The organism is Pseudomonas sp. Ant30-3, from assembly GCF_000690905.1.
In the GTDB taxonomy this organism is placed as follows: Bacteria; Pseudomonadota; Gammaproteobacteria; order Pseudomonadales; family Pseudomonadaceae; genus Aquipseudomonas.
Genome location: NZ_JMCL01000052.1, coordinates 1 through 14,703 on the forward strand (window position 1 = coordinate 1; position 14,703 = coordinate 14,703).

9 protein-coding genes and 1 pseudogene are annotated in these 14,703 nt (G+C 57.9%); 2 read left to right on the top strand and 8 right to left on the bottom strand.

Annotated elements, in window-relative coordinates:
• Positions 1 to 198 precede the first annotated feature (198 nt).
• The 4 genes from DU29_RS0113215 to putP form a co-directional block, all read right to left on the bottom strand.
• Positions 199 to 834 carry a hypothetical protein gene (locus tag DU29_RS0113215; RefSeq protein WP_028622144.1) on the bottom strand — a complete coding sequence of 212 codons (636 nt, stop codon included), beginning with the start codon at positions 832 to 834 and terminating at the stop codon, positions 199 to 201.
• Positions 835 to 1,037: 203 nt separating this feature from the next.
• Complete coding sequence (locus DU29_RS0113220) at positions 1,038 to 1,775, bottom strand: DUF4123 domain-containing protein (RefSeq protein WP_028622145.1); 738 nt, start codon at positions 1,773 to 1,775, stop codon at positions 1,038 to 1,040.
• Positions 1,765 to 3,681, bottom strand: a complete 1,917-nt coding sequence (locus DU29_RS0113225; RefSeq protein ID WP_028622146.1) for a type VI secretion system Vgr family protein — start codon at positions 3,679 to 3,681, stop codon at positions 1,765 to 1,767. Before DU29_RS0113225 ends, DU29_RS0113220 begins: the two co-directional genes overlap by 11 nt.
• 361 nt (positions 3,682 to 4,042) lie before the next feature.
• On the bottom strand, positions 4,043 to 5,527 hold the full coding sequence (gene putP / locus DU29_RS0113230; protein ID WP_028622147.1) for a sodium/proline symporter PutP: 1,485 nt from the start codon (positions 5,525 to 5,527) through the stop codon (positions 4,043 to 4,045).
• A gap of 460 nt (positions 5,528 to 5,987) precedes the next feature.
• Here putP and putA point away from each other — a divergent pair, with 460 nt between their 5' ends.
• On the top strand, positions 5,988 to 9,938 hold the full coding sequence (putA, locus tag DU29_RS0113235; protein WP_028622148.1) for a trifunctional transcriptional regulator/proline dehydrogenase/L-glutamate gamma-semialdehyde dehydrogenase: 3,951 nt from the start codon (positions 5,988 to 5,990) through the stop codon (positions 9,936 to 9,938).
• Positions 9,939 to 10,196: 258 nt separating this feature from the next.
• Entirely contained in the window at positions 10,197 to 11,999 is a 1,803-nt protein-coding gene (locus DU29_RS0113240) for an acyl-CoA dehydrogenase (protein ID WP_028622149.1), read from the top strand.
• Between the two features lie 129 nt (positions 12,000 to 12,128).
• Here DU29_RS0113240 and DU29_RS1000000133740 read toward each other — a convergent pair whose 3' ends face one another.
• The 4 genes and pseudogenes from DU29_RS1000000133740 to DU29_RS0113255 all read right to left on the bottom strand — a co-directional run bounded on the left by DU29_RS1000000133740 (position 12,129) and on the right by DU29_RS0113255 (position 14,696).
• A complete protein-coding gene (locus DU29_RS1000000133740) occupies positions 12,129 to 12,974 on the bottom strand; it encodes a methyl-accepting chemotaxis protein (RefSeq protein ID WP_442961300.1) in 846 nt (281 codons plus the stop codon).
• 18 nt (positions 12,975 to 12,992) lie between these two features.
• A pseudogene (locus DU29_RS1000000133745) lies at positions 12,993 to 14,066 on the bottom strand (HAMP domain-containing protein); the annotation flags it as partial.
• Between the two features lie 100 nt (positions 14,067 to 14,166).
• Positions 14,167 to 14,469, bottom strand: coding sequence for a cell division protein ZapA (locus tag DU29_RS0113250; RefSeq protein ID WP_028622151.1), 303 nt, complete (start codon positions 14,467 to 14,469; stop codon positions 14,167 to 14,169).
• Positions 14,466 to 14,696, bottom strand: coding sequence for a hypothetical protein (locus tag DU29_RS0113255; protein ID WP_028622152.1), 231 nt, complete (start codon positions 14,694 to 14,696; stop codon positions 14,466 to 14,468). The genes DU29_RS0113250 and DU29_RS0113255 overlap by 4 nt, the downstream gene beginning before the upstream one ends.
• Positions 14,697 to 14,703 lie beyond the last annotated feature (7 nt).

Sequence of the window (14,703 nt, forward strand, 5' to 3'; positions counted from 1 at the left end):
GAGGGAGCTTGCTCCCGCCGGGCTGCGAAGCAGCCCCAAACCCAGCACCGCAGATTTGTCAGACACACCACAGCGCTTTGTTTTGGCGACTGCTACGCAGCCGAACGGGAGCAAGCTCCCTCGCCACAAAAGCCGGAAACTTCCGACAGGCTTGCCCGGAAAGTTCGCAGTCATCAAGAGCACCATAAACACCACTACTCAGTCCGATGTACTGGCAATCAATGCGCTAAGGATTCGACGTTTAGGATTCCAGATAGTCAAACACCACACCCCCCACCATTCCAAACCGTCGTTAAAGTAATCACTCCACGATTCGCGACCTGGAATTGCATCCGCGTTATCGACCCACTCCAGCTTAAATCCCTCAACCCAATTTATTACTACAACATCCTCCTGTTCTTCGAGGCCTAGAGCCTGACACCACTCATGGAATAGCGCCCGAGCCTCAAGCTCTCCTCGATTGAATTCAGTTCCATATGGTGGTTCTCGGAAAGAACCGTAAAACGCCAGCGGTCCTCGTTCATAATCTTCGACCAAAATGAGATTGTGTATTTCTTCCCGACTCAAAACATTAGCCACAGCCTTGTCGAGCTCCCAGCTGATAGCTGGATCTCCTGGATTTATATACTCGGGATTTTTTATCAAATCGTTATGCCAATCCCACGAATCTTTCATGAGCTTTTCGTGAAGTCTGGTCAAAGCTTGCCGATGAACTGATTCATCGACTGTCACATTTATGTCAGGGCGGAGCACGACAAAATTGAAAACGCAGCCAGCATTATCCATCCGTTCAAGAAGCGATTTACTTGTTTCTTCGTCAATTACTTTCAACATTAAAAATACACCTCTTCAGCAACAATACAAAAGCTGCTTCGCTCTCAATACTCGCGAACAAAAAAAAAGCAAAAGTAAGAAAATGAGAACAGTTTATTTATTCGACACCTGCAAATTTCGCACCTTCCTTCAGAAAGAAGCGTCTGTTTGATCTGCCTGATCTTTTACGAATGGTCCGTTCAGATGAGGATAGTCGTGATCCATCAGCCCAGCTCCACCATCAGGTATTCCACTAACTCGACTTTCGGCACCGGCGGCAGTTCGGGTGTTTCCAGAAAGTTCGCAATCTTGTGCGTCAGAACAACTTCCGAAAACGCCTCGTAAAGATCAGGCCGGTCTTCGCTCAGCCACTGGATCAAGTTGGAGACCAGCGCTGCGCTGGACTGCTCGGCAAGCTGCTTGAGCAGCGTCGCTGGAACTTCCCACCATGGAAAAACCCGGGCAGTCGTCTGTGCCGCGCCGCCCACCTCCAGCGACTGGCCGTTGATCAGGCAGCGCCCGATCACGGGCAGCAGTTGAGCGCCGTCGACTTCGCGAGCCTGAAGAATCGGCAACAGATAACGTCCGTCCCAAAAGCGGAAAAACACCACGTTGCCATTCGGCAGCAACACTTGCGTCAGGCTACGCAGATGCTCGACCACCGCCTCCAGCGGAGCGGAGGAAACCGCCAGCCAACCCCAGTCCAGCGATTCGGTGGTGGCAACCCACTGCAGAAACTCACTTTCAGCGGCGACGATTCCTACATAAGGCATCACCGCTTCCCACTCGGCATACGCGGTTTCAGCCCAGATCGAACGTGGCATTTGCAGGGGATTTGAGCGCTGCCAGGCTTTGAATACTTGCGCAGCGCTGGCGCTTCCAAACACTGCGAACAATTGCTCGGAAGCTTGAATCGGCTGTCGCTCCAGCCAGGCATAAGGTGACAAGCGATCAGGCTGCACAGACACCTGCCTTGCAGCGCTCACATTCTTCGCAGAACGGCGCATCGCTTGTGAGGCTCAGGATCTGAGCGGCACTCAAAGCTGATAGTTGTCTGGAAGTGTCTGGAACCCCCATGGCCGGCATAGGTGCTCCGCCGAGTTGTATGGGCACGCTGCTGAAGATCCCGGCGGGGCCGATGTTGATCCAGTGCCCGCCCGCCTGAATCGAGGCGTTAACGCCAGCGTCGATCACAATCTGCTGTGCGGCGCAGACCTGATATTGGCCGCTGGCCTTTAGCACCTGGCTGCTGACGCTGATGTGCCGATCGCCGTGAACGCGCAAGTTATCGCCGCCACCGATGTCGGCGCTGCGCTGGTTTCCGACTTCAATGAACGAATCCTGCAACACACGCTGCGTCCAGTTTCGCTCGGCGCGCAGGTAAATTTCCTCGGCGCCTTTGCGGTCCTCGATGCGCAATTCGTTGTAACCGCCGCCTCCGGGACTACTCTGGCTGCGGAAAATACTGCGGGTTTTGTCGGCCGGCAGGTCGAGGGGCACAGGTGTAGCGGCGTTAGGCAGGCACCCCACAATAAGTGGTTTGTCGCCATCGCCGTTGACAAAACCCACCAGCACTTCCATGCCGACTCGCGGAATCATCACGCTGCCGTAACGATCATGCGCCCAACCGGTGGCCACCCGCAGCCAGCAACTCGAATGCTCGTTGAATTGGCCGTCGCGGTCCCATCGCAGTTGAACCTTGACCCGGCCATATTCATCGCAATGGATTTCGCTCTCCGTCGGGCCGGTGACCACTGCGGGTTGGTAGCCCGCCACGTGGGGTTTCTGGACAAGCGTCGGGCGAAACGAAACGTCCCACGGTGTGGCCAGAAAAGTATTGCGATAGCCTTGGAAGTCCCCCTCAGCACCGCTACCGCTCATTTCCTCAAGAACTTGTGGCTGTCGGCCCTCGTGTCTGATGCGAGTGATCAGCCACAGATCATTCCAATCCGTGCGCGGGTGATCAGCCAGCTGCAGGAAATGTCCGCTGAGCATGAACGCCTGATCGCTGTCGACTTGCGCTTGGCGGGCATCTGCGGTGTGACATTCCAAAGCGCGCACAGCCAACTTTTTGCCGTGTTCGCGCTCGGTGAACTGCCCGGGAAACTGATAGTTCTCGAGTGCCGGTAACTGGAGGTTGTCAGTAGAACTTTCGAGTAGCAGATGGGGTTTATTGAAGTCGTAATCACGCAAGGTCACCGCCGTTGATCGGGTTTCCAGGTTTACGTTGAAGCGTTTGATTACAGGCGCCTCGGCAGCCATGCCGCTGCCGGGCAGATACGGAACAGGCTCGGGCAACCGGGGGAAAACCGTCTGATCATCGCCAAAAACCAGCAAGTGACCAGCCGGGCTGTGCTGAAAGTGATAGTGAATGCCGAGCTCGGCACATAGACGGTGGATAAACGTCAGATCACTTTCGGCGTACTGCACGCAGTACTCGCGCTCTGCGTATTCACTGCCCAGCTGAAACTCGAACCTATCGCGCTGGATACCGTGCTCTTTGAGAAGAAGCTCGATGATCGTCGGCACACTTTTATGCTGGAAGATCCGCTGATTGATGCGGTGGCTCAGGTAAGCCAGATGCGGCACGAGACTGACCTGATAGCGCGTCAGACGTTTCCCGGAGTCGGCTTGTCCTACACGGTAAATCTGACCATGAATACCGGAGTTCTGCGGACCAAAGCTCAGAAATGCCTGACGATGGAGAAGGCTTTCGAGATCGATGTCGGGCCGCTCGCTGACCAGTTCCAGGTCAAAACGAAAAGGTTGGCTGATGGCTTCCTCACCCGTGAACTCAAGCACCTTGAGCTCATTCCGGTCGCCGTTGATCGTTAACGTGAAACGCGCATGGTTGGCAGAAGTGGACATCCGATGTGTCTCTGCTGGAGGGAGACCGGCGATTCTGCATGAGCGACAAGGACTGCCGAGGGAGGGACAGGGAAATCAGATTTGCCCTGCTTTTTTAGAGATTTATCCTGCAAGACTTGGCGTATTCGGCTACAGACATCTCCTTCAAAACTACCACCCCTCCTGTAGGCGTGAGCCTGCTCGCGAGAGCGGTTAATCATTCAACATTCATGTCGGCTGCCCCGGTGCTATCGCGAGCAGGCTCACTCCTACAGGGTACAATTAGGAATTCCAGATTTGAGTAGGCAAAAAAACGGCCCGCTTCCAAAGGAAGCGGGCCGTTTCATGTTCGGCGAAAGGTCAGAGCATCAGCTCATCGCAATCACTTGTTCAGGCGGAAATCAGCCTCGGCAGCTTCGAAACGCTGAAGCATGCCTTGAGTCGGCGCGCCCATTTTGCTGACGAAGTAGATCGCCAGGCTGGCGAAGATGAAGCCCGGGATAATTTCGTACAGACCGAGCAGCTCGAAGTGTTTCCACACGATCACGGTGATCGCGCCGACCAGGATGCCGGCCAATGCGCCGTTGCGGGTCATGTCTTTCCAGATCACCGAGATCAGTACAACCGGACCGAATGCAGCACCGAAACCAGCCCAGGCGTAGCTCACCAGACCCAGTACGCGGTTTTCCGGGTTAGCGGCCATCGCGATGGCGATCAAGGCAACCAGCAACACCATCAAACGGCCGATCCAGACCAATTCAACCTGGGAGGCGGTTTTGCGGATGAAGGCTTTGTAGAAGTCTTCAGTCAGGGCGCTCGAACACACCAGCAACTGGCAGCTCAGGGTGCTCATGACGGCAGCCAGAATGGCCGACAGCAAGACACCGGCAACCCATGGGTTGAACAGCAGCTTGGCCAGTTCGATGAACACGCGCTCAGGGTTTTCAGTCACCGGACCTGCAACTTCCGGATGCGCCGAGAAGTAAGCGATGCCGAAGAAACCTACCGCCACGGTGCCGACCAGGCACAGGATCATCCATGCCATGGAGATGCGACGTGCCTTGGCAATCGACTTCACCGAATCAGCGGCCATGAAGCGCGCGAGAATATGCGGTTGGCCGAAGTAGCCCAGACCCCAGCCCATCAGCGAAATGATGCCGATGAAGGTTGTGCCCTTGAGCATGTCGAAGTTGCTTGGATCCTGTGCTTCGATCGCCAGGAAGGTGGTGTCGACGCCGCCGGTGGCCAGCAAAACGATGATCGGCGTCAGAATCAGCGCGAAAATCATCAGGGTAGCTTGTACGGTGTCGGTCCAGCTCACGGCCAGGAAACCGCCGATGAAGGTGTAAGCAATCGTCGCCGCAGCACCGGCCCACAGCGCAGTCTCGTAGGACATGCCGAAGGTGCTTTCGAACAGACGGGCGCCTGCAACGATGCCGGATGCGCAATAGATAGTGAAGAACACCAGGATCACGACTGCGGAGATAATCCGCAGCAGACCGCTTTTATCTTCGAATCGGCTGGCAAAGTAGTCCGGCAGGGTCAATGCATCGCCGTTATGCTCGGTCTGCACGCGCAGACGGCCGGCGACGAACAGCCAGTTCAGGTAAGCACCGACGATCAGGCCGATGGCGATCCAGCTTTCGGACAAGCCGGACATGTAGATGGCGCCCGGCAGGCCCATCAACAACCAGCCGCTCATGTCGGAGGCGCCGGCGGACAATGCAGTCACGACGCTGCCCAGGCTGCGACCGCCCAGAATATAATCAGAAAGGTTGTTGGTGGAGCGATAGGCCATCAAGCCGATCAGCACCATTGCTGCGATGTAGATCACGAAGGTGATCAAGGTTGGATTGCTAACGCTCATTGAGTTACGCCCTGGCTTTGTTTTTATGTAGCGGCGGTTTTTGTAAACCGCTCGCAAACGACGACGTTTGACAGACGATTATAGACCCACGCATTTATGACTGATGTTTCCCCAGGAAAGCCATCAGCCGGTGCACCTGACTTTATGTCGGTTGCACCTTGGCCGCGAATCCTATTCAACAAAGCAAATAAGGTGCAACCAGTTTCTCGCGAATAAGTTGCACCTTATGGAAAATATCGGACAAACGCGCTTTTTTGCTCCCTTTTAGCGCAGTTCATGCACTTTGCTATAAGCAAAAGCACCAAGCAGGAGCGGCACATTCGTTCCGGAATTTATTTCCTGACGAGTTGCAGATAAATCCGACAAAAAAGGGTTGCACCCGGTTGCACCTCGAAGTGGGCGCAGCTAATCTTGCCGCCAGCTGATGCCACGCAGTCGTGGTAAACATGAGGATAAAAATATGGCTACCACCACCCTTGGGGTCAAACTTGATGACCCGACCCGCGAGCGCCTGAAGGCCGCCGCGACCTCGATTGATCGCACGCCGCACTGGCTGATCAAACAGGCGATTTTCAATTACCTGGAAAAACTCGAGGGTGGTGCAACCCTGACCGAGCTGAACGGTTTGACCAAGGATGCCGACGATCACGTCGATGCGCCGCTGGATCACGCCCACCAGTGCTTCCTCGAATTCGCCGAAAGCATCCTGCCGCAATCGGTACTACGCGCTTCGATCACTGCCGCTTACCGTCGCCCTGAGCCGGAAGTAGTGCCGATGTTGATCGAGCAGGCGCGCCTGCCAACCGCCATGGCTGAAGCCACCAACAAGCTGGCTGCTTCGATTGCCGAGAAACTGCGCAATCAGAAAAGCGCCGGCGGCCGTGCCGGAATTGTTCAGGGCCTGTTGCAGGAATTTTCCCTGTCGTCCCAGGAAGGCGTGGCGCTGATGTGCCTGGCTGAAGCGCTGCTGCGTATTCCGGACAAGGGCACCCGTGACGCGCTGATCCGCGACAAGATCAGCACCGGCAACTGGCATCCGCACCTGGGCAACAGCCCATCGCTGTTCGTCAACGCCGCGACCTGGGGTCTGCTGCTGACCGGCAAACTGGTTTCTACCCACAATGAAGCCGGCCTGACTTCGTCGTTGAGCCGCATCATCGGCAAGAGTGGCGAGCCGATGATCCGCAAGGGCGTCGACATGGCCATGCGCCTGATGGGTGAGCAGTTCGTCACCGGTGAAACCATCGCCGAAGCCCTGGCCAACGCCAGCAAGTTCGAAAGCAAGGGTTTCCGCTATTCCTACGACATGCTGGGTGAAGCGGCACTCACCGAGCACGACGCGCAGAAGTACCTCGCTTCGTACGAACAAGCCATTCACTCGATTGGTAAAGCGTCCCACGGCCGTGGGATTTATGAAGGCCCGGGCATTTCCATCAAGCTGTCGGCACTGCACCCGCGTTACAGCCGTGCGCAGTACGAACGCGTGATGGAAGAGTTGTACCCGCGCCTGCTGTCGCTGACCTTGCTGGCCAAGCAATATGACATTGGCCTGAACATCGACGCTGAAGAGGCCGATCGCCTCGAGCTGTCGCTGGATCTGCTTGAGCGCCTGTGCTTCGAGCCGCAACTGACCGGCTGGAACGGTATCGGTTTCGTTATCCAGGCGTATCAGAAGCGTTGCCCGTATGTGATCGACTACGTCATCGACCTGGCTCGCCGCAGCCGTCATCGCCTAATGATCCGCCTGGTCAAAGGCGCGTACTGGGACAGCGAAATCAAGCGCGCACAGGTTGAAGGTCTGGAAGGCTATCCGGTCTATACCCGCAAGGTGTACACCGACGTTTCCTACATCGCCTGCGCGCGTAAATTGCTCTCGGTGCCGGAAGTCATCTACCCGCAATTTGCCACGCACAACGCCCACACCCTGTCGGCCATTTACCACATCGCCGGTCAGAACTATTACCCGGGTCAGTACGAGTTCCAGTGCCTGCACGGCATGGGCGAACCGTTGTACGAACAGGTTGTAGGCAAAGTTTCCGAAGGCAAGCTGAATCGTCCGTGCCGCGTGTACGCACCGGTCGGCACTCACGAAACCCTGTTGGCGTACCTGGTGCGTCGCCTGCTGGAAAACGGCGCGAACACCTCGTTCGTCAACCGCATTGCCGACCAGTCTATTTCCATTCAGGAATTGGTGGCCGATCCAGTGGCCAGCATCGAGCAGATGGCGACGCTGGAAGGCGGCTTCGGCCTGCCGCACCCGCGTATCCCGCTGCCGCGTGATCTTTATGGCGCCGAGCGCGCCAACTCCAGCGGCATCGACATGGCCAACGAACATCGTCTGGCCTCGCTGTCCTGTGCTTTGCTGGCAACCGCTCATAACGACTGGAAAGCGGCGCCGATGCTCGGTTGCGCTTCCAGCACCGAAACACCTGCAGCCGTGTTGAACCCGTCCGATCTGCGTGATGTGGTGGGTCATGTCCAGGAAGCGACCGTCGAGGACGTCGACAGCGCGATCCAGTGCGCCCTGAACGCTGCGCCGATCTGGCAGGCTACACCGCCGGCGGAACGTGCGGCGATCCTCGAACGTGCTGCTGACTTGATGGAAGGCGAAATTCAGCCGCTGATGGGCCTGTTGGCTCGCGAAGCCGGCAAGACTTTCGCCAACGCCATCGCCGAAGTGCGCGAAGCCGTGGATTTCCTGCGTTATTACGCGGTACAGGCTCGTAACGATTTCACCAACGACGCCCACCGCCCACTGGGTCCGGTGGTGTGCATCAGCCCTTGGAACTTCCCGCTGGCAATCTTCAGCGGCCAAGTGGCTGCGGCATTGGCTGCCGGTAACCCGGTATTGGCCAAACCTGCCGAGCAAACTCCGCTGATCGCGGCGCAAGCCGTGCGCTTGCTGCTTGAAGCGGGCATTCCGGAAGGCGTGCTGCAATTGCTGCCGGGCCGTGGCGAAACCGTTGGCGCGCGTCTGGTCGGCGACGACCGAGTGAAGGGCGTGATGTTCACCGGCTCCACCGAAGTGGCTCGTCTGCTGCAACGCAACGTCGCCGGTCGTCTGGATGCGCAGGGTCGTCCGATCCCGCTGATCGCCGAAACCGGTGGCCAGAATGCAATGATCGTAGATTCCTCGGCACTGACTGAACAAGTCGTGATCGACGTTGTGTCGTCGGCTTTCGACAGCGCCGGGCAGCGTTGCTCTGCACTGCGCGTACTGTGCCTGCAGGAAGATTCGGCAGACCGTGTCATCGAAATGCTCAAAGGTGCCATGGCTGAATGCCGTCTTGGCAACCCTGAGCGGCTGTCCGTGGACATCGGCCCGGTCATCGACGCCGAAGCCAAGGCCGGGATCGAGAAGCACATCCAGGCCATGCGTGACAAAGGTCGTAACGTGTACCAGGTGGCGATCGCCGATTCTGACGAAGTCAAACGCGGCACCTTCGTCATGCCGACACTGATCGAGCTGGAAAGCTTTGATGAGTTGCAGCGCGAAATCTTCGGTCCAGTGCTTCACGTAGTTCGCTACAAGCGCAAAGACATCGACCAGTTGATCGGTCAGATCAATGCGTCGGGCTACGGTTTGACCCTGGGCGTGCACACCCGCATCGACGAGACCATCGCCAAGGTGATCGACAACGTCAATGCCGGTAACGTCTACGTGAACCGCAATATCGTCGGTGCTGTAGTTGGCGTGCAACCGTTCGGCGGCGAAGGTTTGTCGGGTACCGGGCCGAAAGCCGGTGGTCCGTTGTACCTGTACCGCCTGCTGTCGACGCGTCCTACCGACGCGATCGAACAATCCTTCGCTCGCGGTGACGCTATCGCAGCACCGGACGTTCGTCTGCGCGATGCCATGAGCAAACCGCTGACCGCATTAAAAGCGTGGGCCGATAGCCACAAGCTGGCTGAACTGAGCGCCCTGTGCGTGCAGTTCGCGGCACAATCGCAAAGCGGGATCACTCGTCAGCTGGCGGGCCCGACCGGCGAGCGCAACAGCTACGCCATTCTGCCGCGCGAACACGTGCTGTGCCTGGCCGACGTTGAAGGCGATTTGCTGACCCAGGTGGCGGCGGTCCTGGCCGTCGGCGGTTCGGCAGTGTGGCCGGAGACGGAGCTGACCAAGGCCGTTTTCGCACGTTTGCCGAAGGACGTTCAGGCGAAGATCAAGCGGGTCGCCGACTGGAGCAAGGACGAAGTGGTGTTCGATGCAGTTCTGCATCACGGCCACTCCGACCAGTTGCGTGCAACGTGCCAGCAAGTGGCCAAGCGTGCTGGCGCCATTGTCGGGGTCCACGGGTTGTCCCAGGGCGAAACCAACATTGCGCTGGAGCGCCTGGTGATCGAGCGGGCGTTGAGCGTTAACACCGCTGCTGCGGGTGGTAATGCCAGCTTGATGACGATTGGTTAAACAGCAATAAGACCGGGCGCCGTAGTAGGCGCCCGGATGCGAAATCCCCTGTGGGAGCGAGCCTGCTCGCGATCGCGGATTGTCATCCGACACATGTGTTGGATGACGCACCGCTATCGCGAGCAGGCTCGCTCCCACATTTGTTTTGTGGCGTGAGTTAAGCCGTCTCTCTGCACTACCATCACGCTCATCAATCATCCTGTTCACCTCCCCCATCCCACGCCTAGACTCGGCCCATTCCAAAAAAGGTAGGCCGCCATGTCCGAGACGTTGCTCAGTTCCCGCAATCTGGCTTTCGAGCTGTACGAAGTCCTCGATGCCGAAGGTCTGACTCAGCGTGAGCGTTTCGCCGAGCACAATCGCGAGACGTTCGATGCCGCGATCGGCACCGCCCGCAGCATCGCCGAAAAGTTCTTCGCCCCGCACAATCGCAAGAACGACGAGAACGAGCCGCGCTATGAAAACGGTGAGGCGATTCTGATTCCGGAAGTGAAACCGGCGGTGGATGCCTTCCTCGAAGCCGGTTTCCTTAACGCCGCGCGCAGTTTTGACGCCGGCGGCATGCAGCTTCCTACGCTGTTATCGCAAGCCTGTTTCGCACATTTCCAATCGGCCAACGCAGCCTCGACGTCGTACCCGTTCCTGACCATGGGCGCGGCCAATCTGATCGAAAGCTTCGGTACCGACGAGCAGAAGCAACGCTTCCTGCAACCGATGATCGACGGCCGCTTTTTCGGCACCATGGCACTGACCGAACCGCATGCCGGTTCGTCGTTGTCGGATATTCGTACACGTGCGGAGCCTGCGTCCGACGGCAGTTATCGACTCAAGGGCAACAAAATATTCATCTCCGGCGGTGATCACCCGCTGTCAGAGAACATCGTGCACATGGTCCTCGCCAAACTGCCGGATGCACCGGCCGGGGTGAAAGGGATTTCGCTGTTCATCGTGCCGAAATTCCTGGTCAACGATGACGGTAGCCTCGGTGAGCGCAACGACGTATTGCTGGCAGGGCTTTTCCACAAGATGGGCTGGCGCGGCACCACCTCCACTGCGCTGAATTTTGGTGATAACGGACAGTGCGTCGGCTACCTGGTGGGCAAGCCGCATCAGGGCTTGAGCTACATGTTTCAGATGATGAACGAAGCGCGCATCGGCGTCGGCATGGGCGCGGTGATGCTGGGTTATGCCGGCTATCTGTATTCGCTGGAATACGCGCGCGAACGTCCGCAGGGGCGAGTGCCGGACAGCAAGGATCCGAATACCGCGCCGGTGGCGATCATCCAGCACGCCGACGTCAGGCGCATGCTGCTGACCCAGAAAGCCTATGTCGAAGGCTCGTTCGACCTCGGGCTGTACGCGGCTCGACTGTTCGACGACACAACGACCCTCGCCACCGAAGCCGAACGCAAGCACGCTCATGAACTGCTGGACTTGCTCACGCCGATCGTCAAATCCTGGCCGTCGGAGTTTTGCCTCAAGGCTAACGAGCTGGCGATCCAGATTCTCGGCGGCCACGGCTACACCCGCGAATACCCGGTTGAGCAGTATTACCGTGATAACCGCCTAAACCCGATTCACGAAGGCACGCACGGTATTCAGTCGCTGGACTTGCTGGGCCGCAAACTGGCGCAGAACGGCGGGGCGGGGCTCAAGCAGCTGATCCGCTTGATTGCCGATACGGCCGAACGTGCGCAAGCTTACGAATCGTTGACGGCCTTGCGTGAACCGCTGGAGAAACTGGTAGCGCGCCTGCAGACCGTGACCATCGGATTACTGACGGATCTAGGGCAAGGCAAGGTCAACAGCAGCCTGGCGAATTCGGCGCTGTACCTGAAAGTATTTGGGCACGCGGTGATCGGCTGGCGCTGGCTGGAACAAGCGATCCGCGCCGAGGAAGGGCTGGCGAAGGGCAATGCCGCGGATGTGAATTTCTACAAGGGCAAGCTGCAGGCGGCGCGGTATTTCCTGACGTGGGAAGTACCGGGTTGCCACCATGAACTGGCGATTCTCGAGGCGCGCGATGATGTGTGTCTCGGGATGCAGGATGAGTGGTTTTGATCCTGAATCTTTGGTGTTGCTGAAGGCCAATCGCGAGCAGGCTCACTCCTACAGTAGTTCTGTGGTGAACACATTACTTGTGAACACCAGTGATCCAATGTAGGAGTGAGCCTGCTCGCGATGGCGTCATCAGCTGAGTTTGAAACTGCCCATCTGCCGCGCCAAATCATCCGCCAACCGCTGCAACGTCTGACAATCCTCTCGGCAAGCTCTCACTTCCCCCGCCGTCGCTCGCGCCAAATCCGAAATCCCCTGCACGTTGCGGTTGATCTCCTCCGTCACCGCTGACTGTTCTTCCGTCGCGGTCGCCACTTGGTGGTTCATGTCGCTGATCCGCTCAACCTGCCCGGTAATCGCCGTCAACGACGCGCCGGTGCGCTGGCTCGACTCTACGCCGGTACCCGTCGCCGCTTGCCCGGTGTGCATCGACGACACCGCATTCTCCGCGCCTTGCTTGAGGCTGCCGATCATCTGCTGAATTTCGTCGGTGGACGACTGCGTGCGGCGGGCCAGCGTGCGCACTTCGTCGGCGACGACGGCGAACCCGCGGCCCATATCCCCCGCGCGTGCCGCTTCAATGGCGGCGTTCAACGCAAGAAGGTTGGTCTGCTCGGAGATCCCGCGGATCACCGCCAGGACCTGATCGATGGACGCCACCTGGTTCGCCAACTCGCCCACTGCGCTGGCGGCCAGACCGATCTCATCGGACATGCTTTCGATGTGACGAATCGAGCCGCTGACCACTTCGCGTGCCTGCATCGCTTCGTCGCGGGCGGTTTGTGAGGCGAATGCCGCATTGCCGGCGTTCTGCGCGATTTCCTGTACGGTCAGGCCCATTTCGTGAACGGCGGTGGCGACCATGTCGGTCATTTCCTGCTGACGCCCGGAACGCTCAGCGGTGTTATCGACCACCTTCGCTACCTGGCTGACTGCTGTGCGCAGACGCTCGCTGGTGGTCAGCACTTCACCGATCATTTCGCGCTGACTGTCGAGAAACCGGTTAAATCCGCGTGCGAGGTCGCCCAGCTCATCGGCGCGACTGGAATCTAACCTGTGAGTCAAATCTCCACCACCGCTACCGATGTCTACCAGCGCCGCTGTTACCTGACGAATCGGCCGCACCAGGCCACGGGCCAACACCACCACCAGAAGAAGACAAACCAGCGCCACTGCCAAACCGATAAAGCTGCTCATCCACATCGCTTTACGGGCTTCGGCATAGATCTGCGACTGTGGCACTTCGGCCACCAGGGTCCAGCCGAGATCGCGCAATGGCAGGCTTAACGCCAGAAAGTCTTCGCCATCGCGGATGAAGCTGCTGTTTGCGGCAACTTTTTGACCCATGACAGACTGCGCCGCTGGGGCGCCAATTTGCTCCGCCAATGTGCGTTTGCCGCTGAATTGCGATTCCGGATGAACCTGAATCAAACCGTCGGAACGCACGAGATAGACCTTGCCGCGCTCACCAAAACTGTAATTGTGGATCAGCTCAGACAGCTCTTTCATGCTCAGGCCGAGCCCGGCAACGCCCACGACTTTGCCCGCCTGTTCAACTTTGAAGTCGATGAAAAGCGCCAATTCTCCGGTAGCGGCATCATTGTCGATATTGAGAGTGCGGGGCTGATTGCTGTCGAGAAAGGTATAGAACCAGGCGTCTTTGGGGTTGGCGCGGCTGAGCGTCCGGTCCTGGCCTTTCTCTGTGAAATAGTGGTTGGATGCCGTGCCGATAATCAGCGCGGTAAAAGCATTGTGCTCGGCGCGAATGCCTTCCAGGTACTTAACGAACGTCGCGGTCTGGGCACTGCTTTCGCCGTCGGCCAACCAGTCCCGGACCATGCTATTGCTGGCGATATCCTTGGCGGCGGTTAGCGGTTGAACGAGGATGCGCTCGATGTCGTTGCGCATCGCTTCGATGCTCGACGGCAGCGCTTGCTCGACCAGATAGCTCTGGGCGAGACGATTGACCACAAGGGTATAAATGCCAACCACGATCAGGATGCTGACCAGCAGGGCGGTACCCATACTCAGAATCAGCTGCCATTGAATGCTGCGTCGCCAGAACTGCATGGTTCACCCCCAGAGAATAAGAGACTGAAACCCTGCAACAGCCGTGCCGATTGTATACAAAACAATCGGCAATCTTATTCTCTGGTTGTGCGCAAACCGATCAGACCTGGTTGATCGTCTTGGAAATCACTTCAACCGTGGCGCTGACTTGCTCTTGATAACGGTCGAGTTCGAGTTTGTGCTGCTTTTTCATTTCGATCTGCTGCGAACACAGATTCATCGCAGCCAATACCAGTAAGCGGTCGCCGATCAGCGTCGGGTATTTCCTCTTGGTGTCGGCCAACGCGGCTTTCAACATCATGGCGGCGTCCAGCAGGGTTTGCTCTTCCCCGGCCGGCGCCTTGATCGAATAGTCCTCCCCCAGAATAGAGACGACTTTTACCCCTGCGGCGCCGGCACTCATGCGTTGACCGGACCGGCGCTGACGCGCTCAACCAGGGCCTGAATACGTGCGGCGGTGGCGCCGTGTTTTTCTTCCTGCTCCATCAGGCTCAGTTGCAAGGTTTCGTTTTCATCCTTGGCCTGAGCCAGCTCGGCGCTCAGGGTCTGATTGGTGCCGAGCAAGGTCTGGTTCTGTTGCACCAGGTCGCTGACCATCTGTTCCAATTGGTTTAGGGATGCTTCCAACATTTTGATT

Coding starts and splice junctions, on each gene's coding strand:
- DU29_RS0113215 (WP_028622144.1), bottom strand. CDS start 834: ATGTTGAAAGTAATTGACGAAGAAACAAGTAAATCGCTTCTTGAACGG.
- DU29_RS0113225 (WP_028622146.1), bottom strand. CDS start 3,681: ATGTCCACTTCTGCCAACCATGCGCGTTTCACGTTAACGATCAACGGC.
- putP (WP_028622147.1), bottom strand. CDS start 5,527: ATGAGCGTTAGCAATCCAACCTTGATCACCTTCGTGATCTACATCGCA.
- putA (WP_028622148.1), top strand. CDS start 5,988: ATGGCTACCACCACCCTTGGGGTCAAACTTGATGACCCGACCCGCGAG.
- DU29_RS0113240 (WP_028622149.1), top strand. CDS start 10,197: ATGTCCGAGACGTTGCTCAGTTCCCGCAATCTGGCTTTCGAGCTGTAC.
- DU29_RS1000000133740 (WP_442961300.1), bottom strand. CDS start 12,974: ATGATCGGTGAAGTGCTGACCACCAGCGAGCGTCTGCGCACAGCAGTC.
- DU29_RS0113250 (WP_028622151.1), bottom strand. CDS start 14,469: ATGAGTGCCGGCGCCGCAGGGGTAAAAGTCGTCTCTATTCTGGGGGAG.
- DU29_RS0113255 (WP_028622152.1), bottom strand. CDS start 14,696: ATGTTGGAAGCATCCCTAAACCAATTGGAACAGATGGTCAGCGACCTG.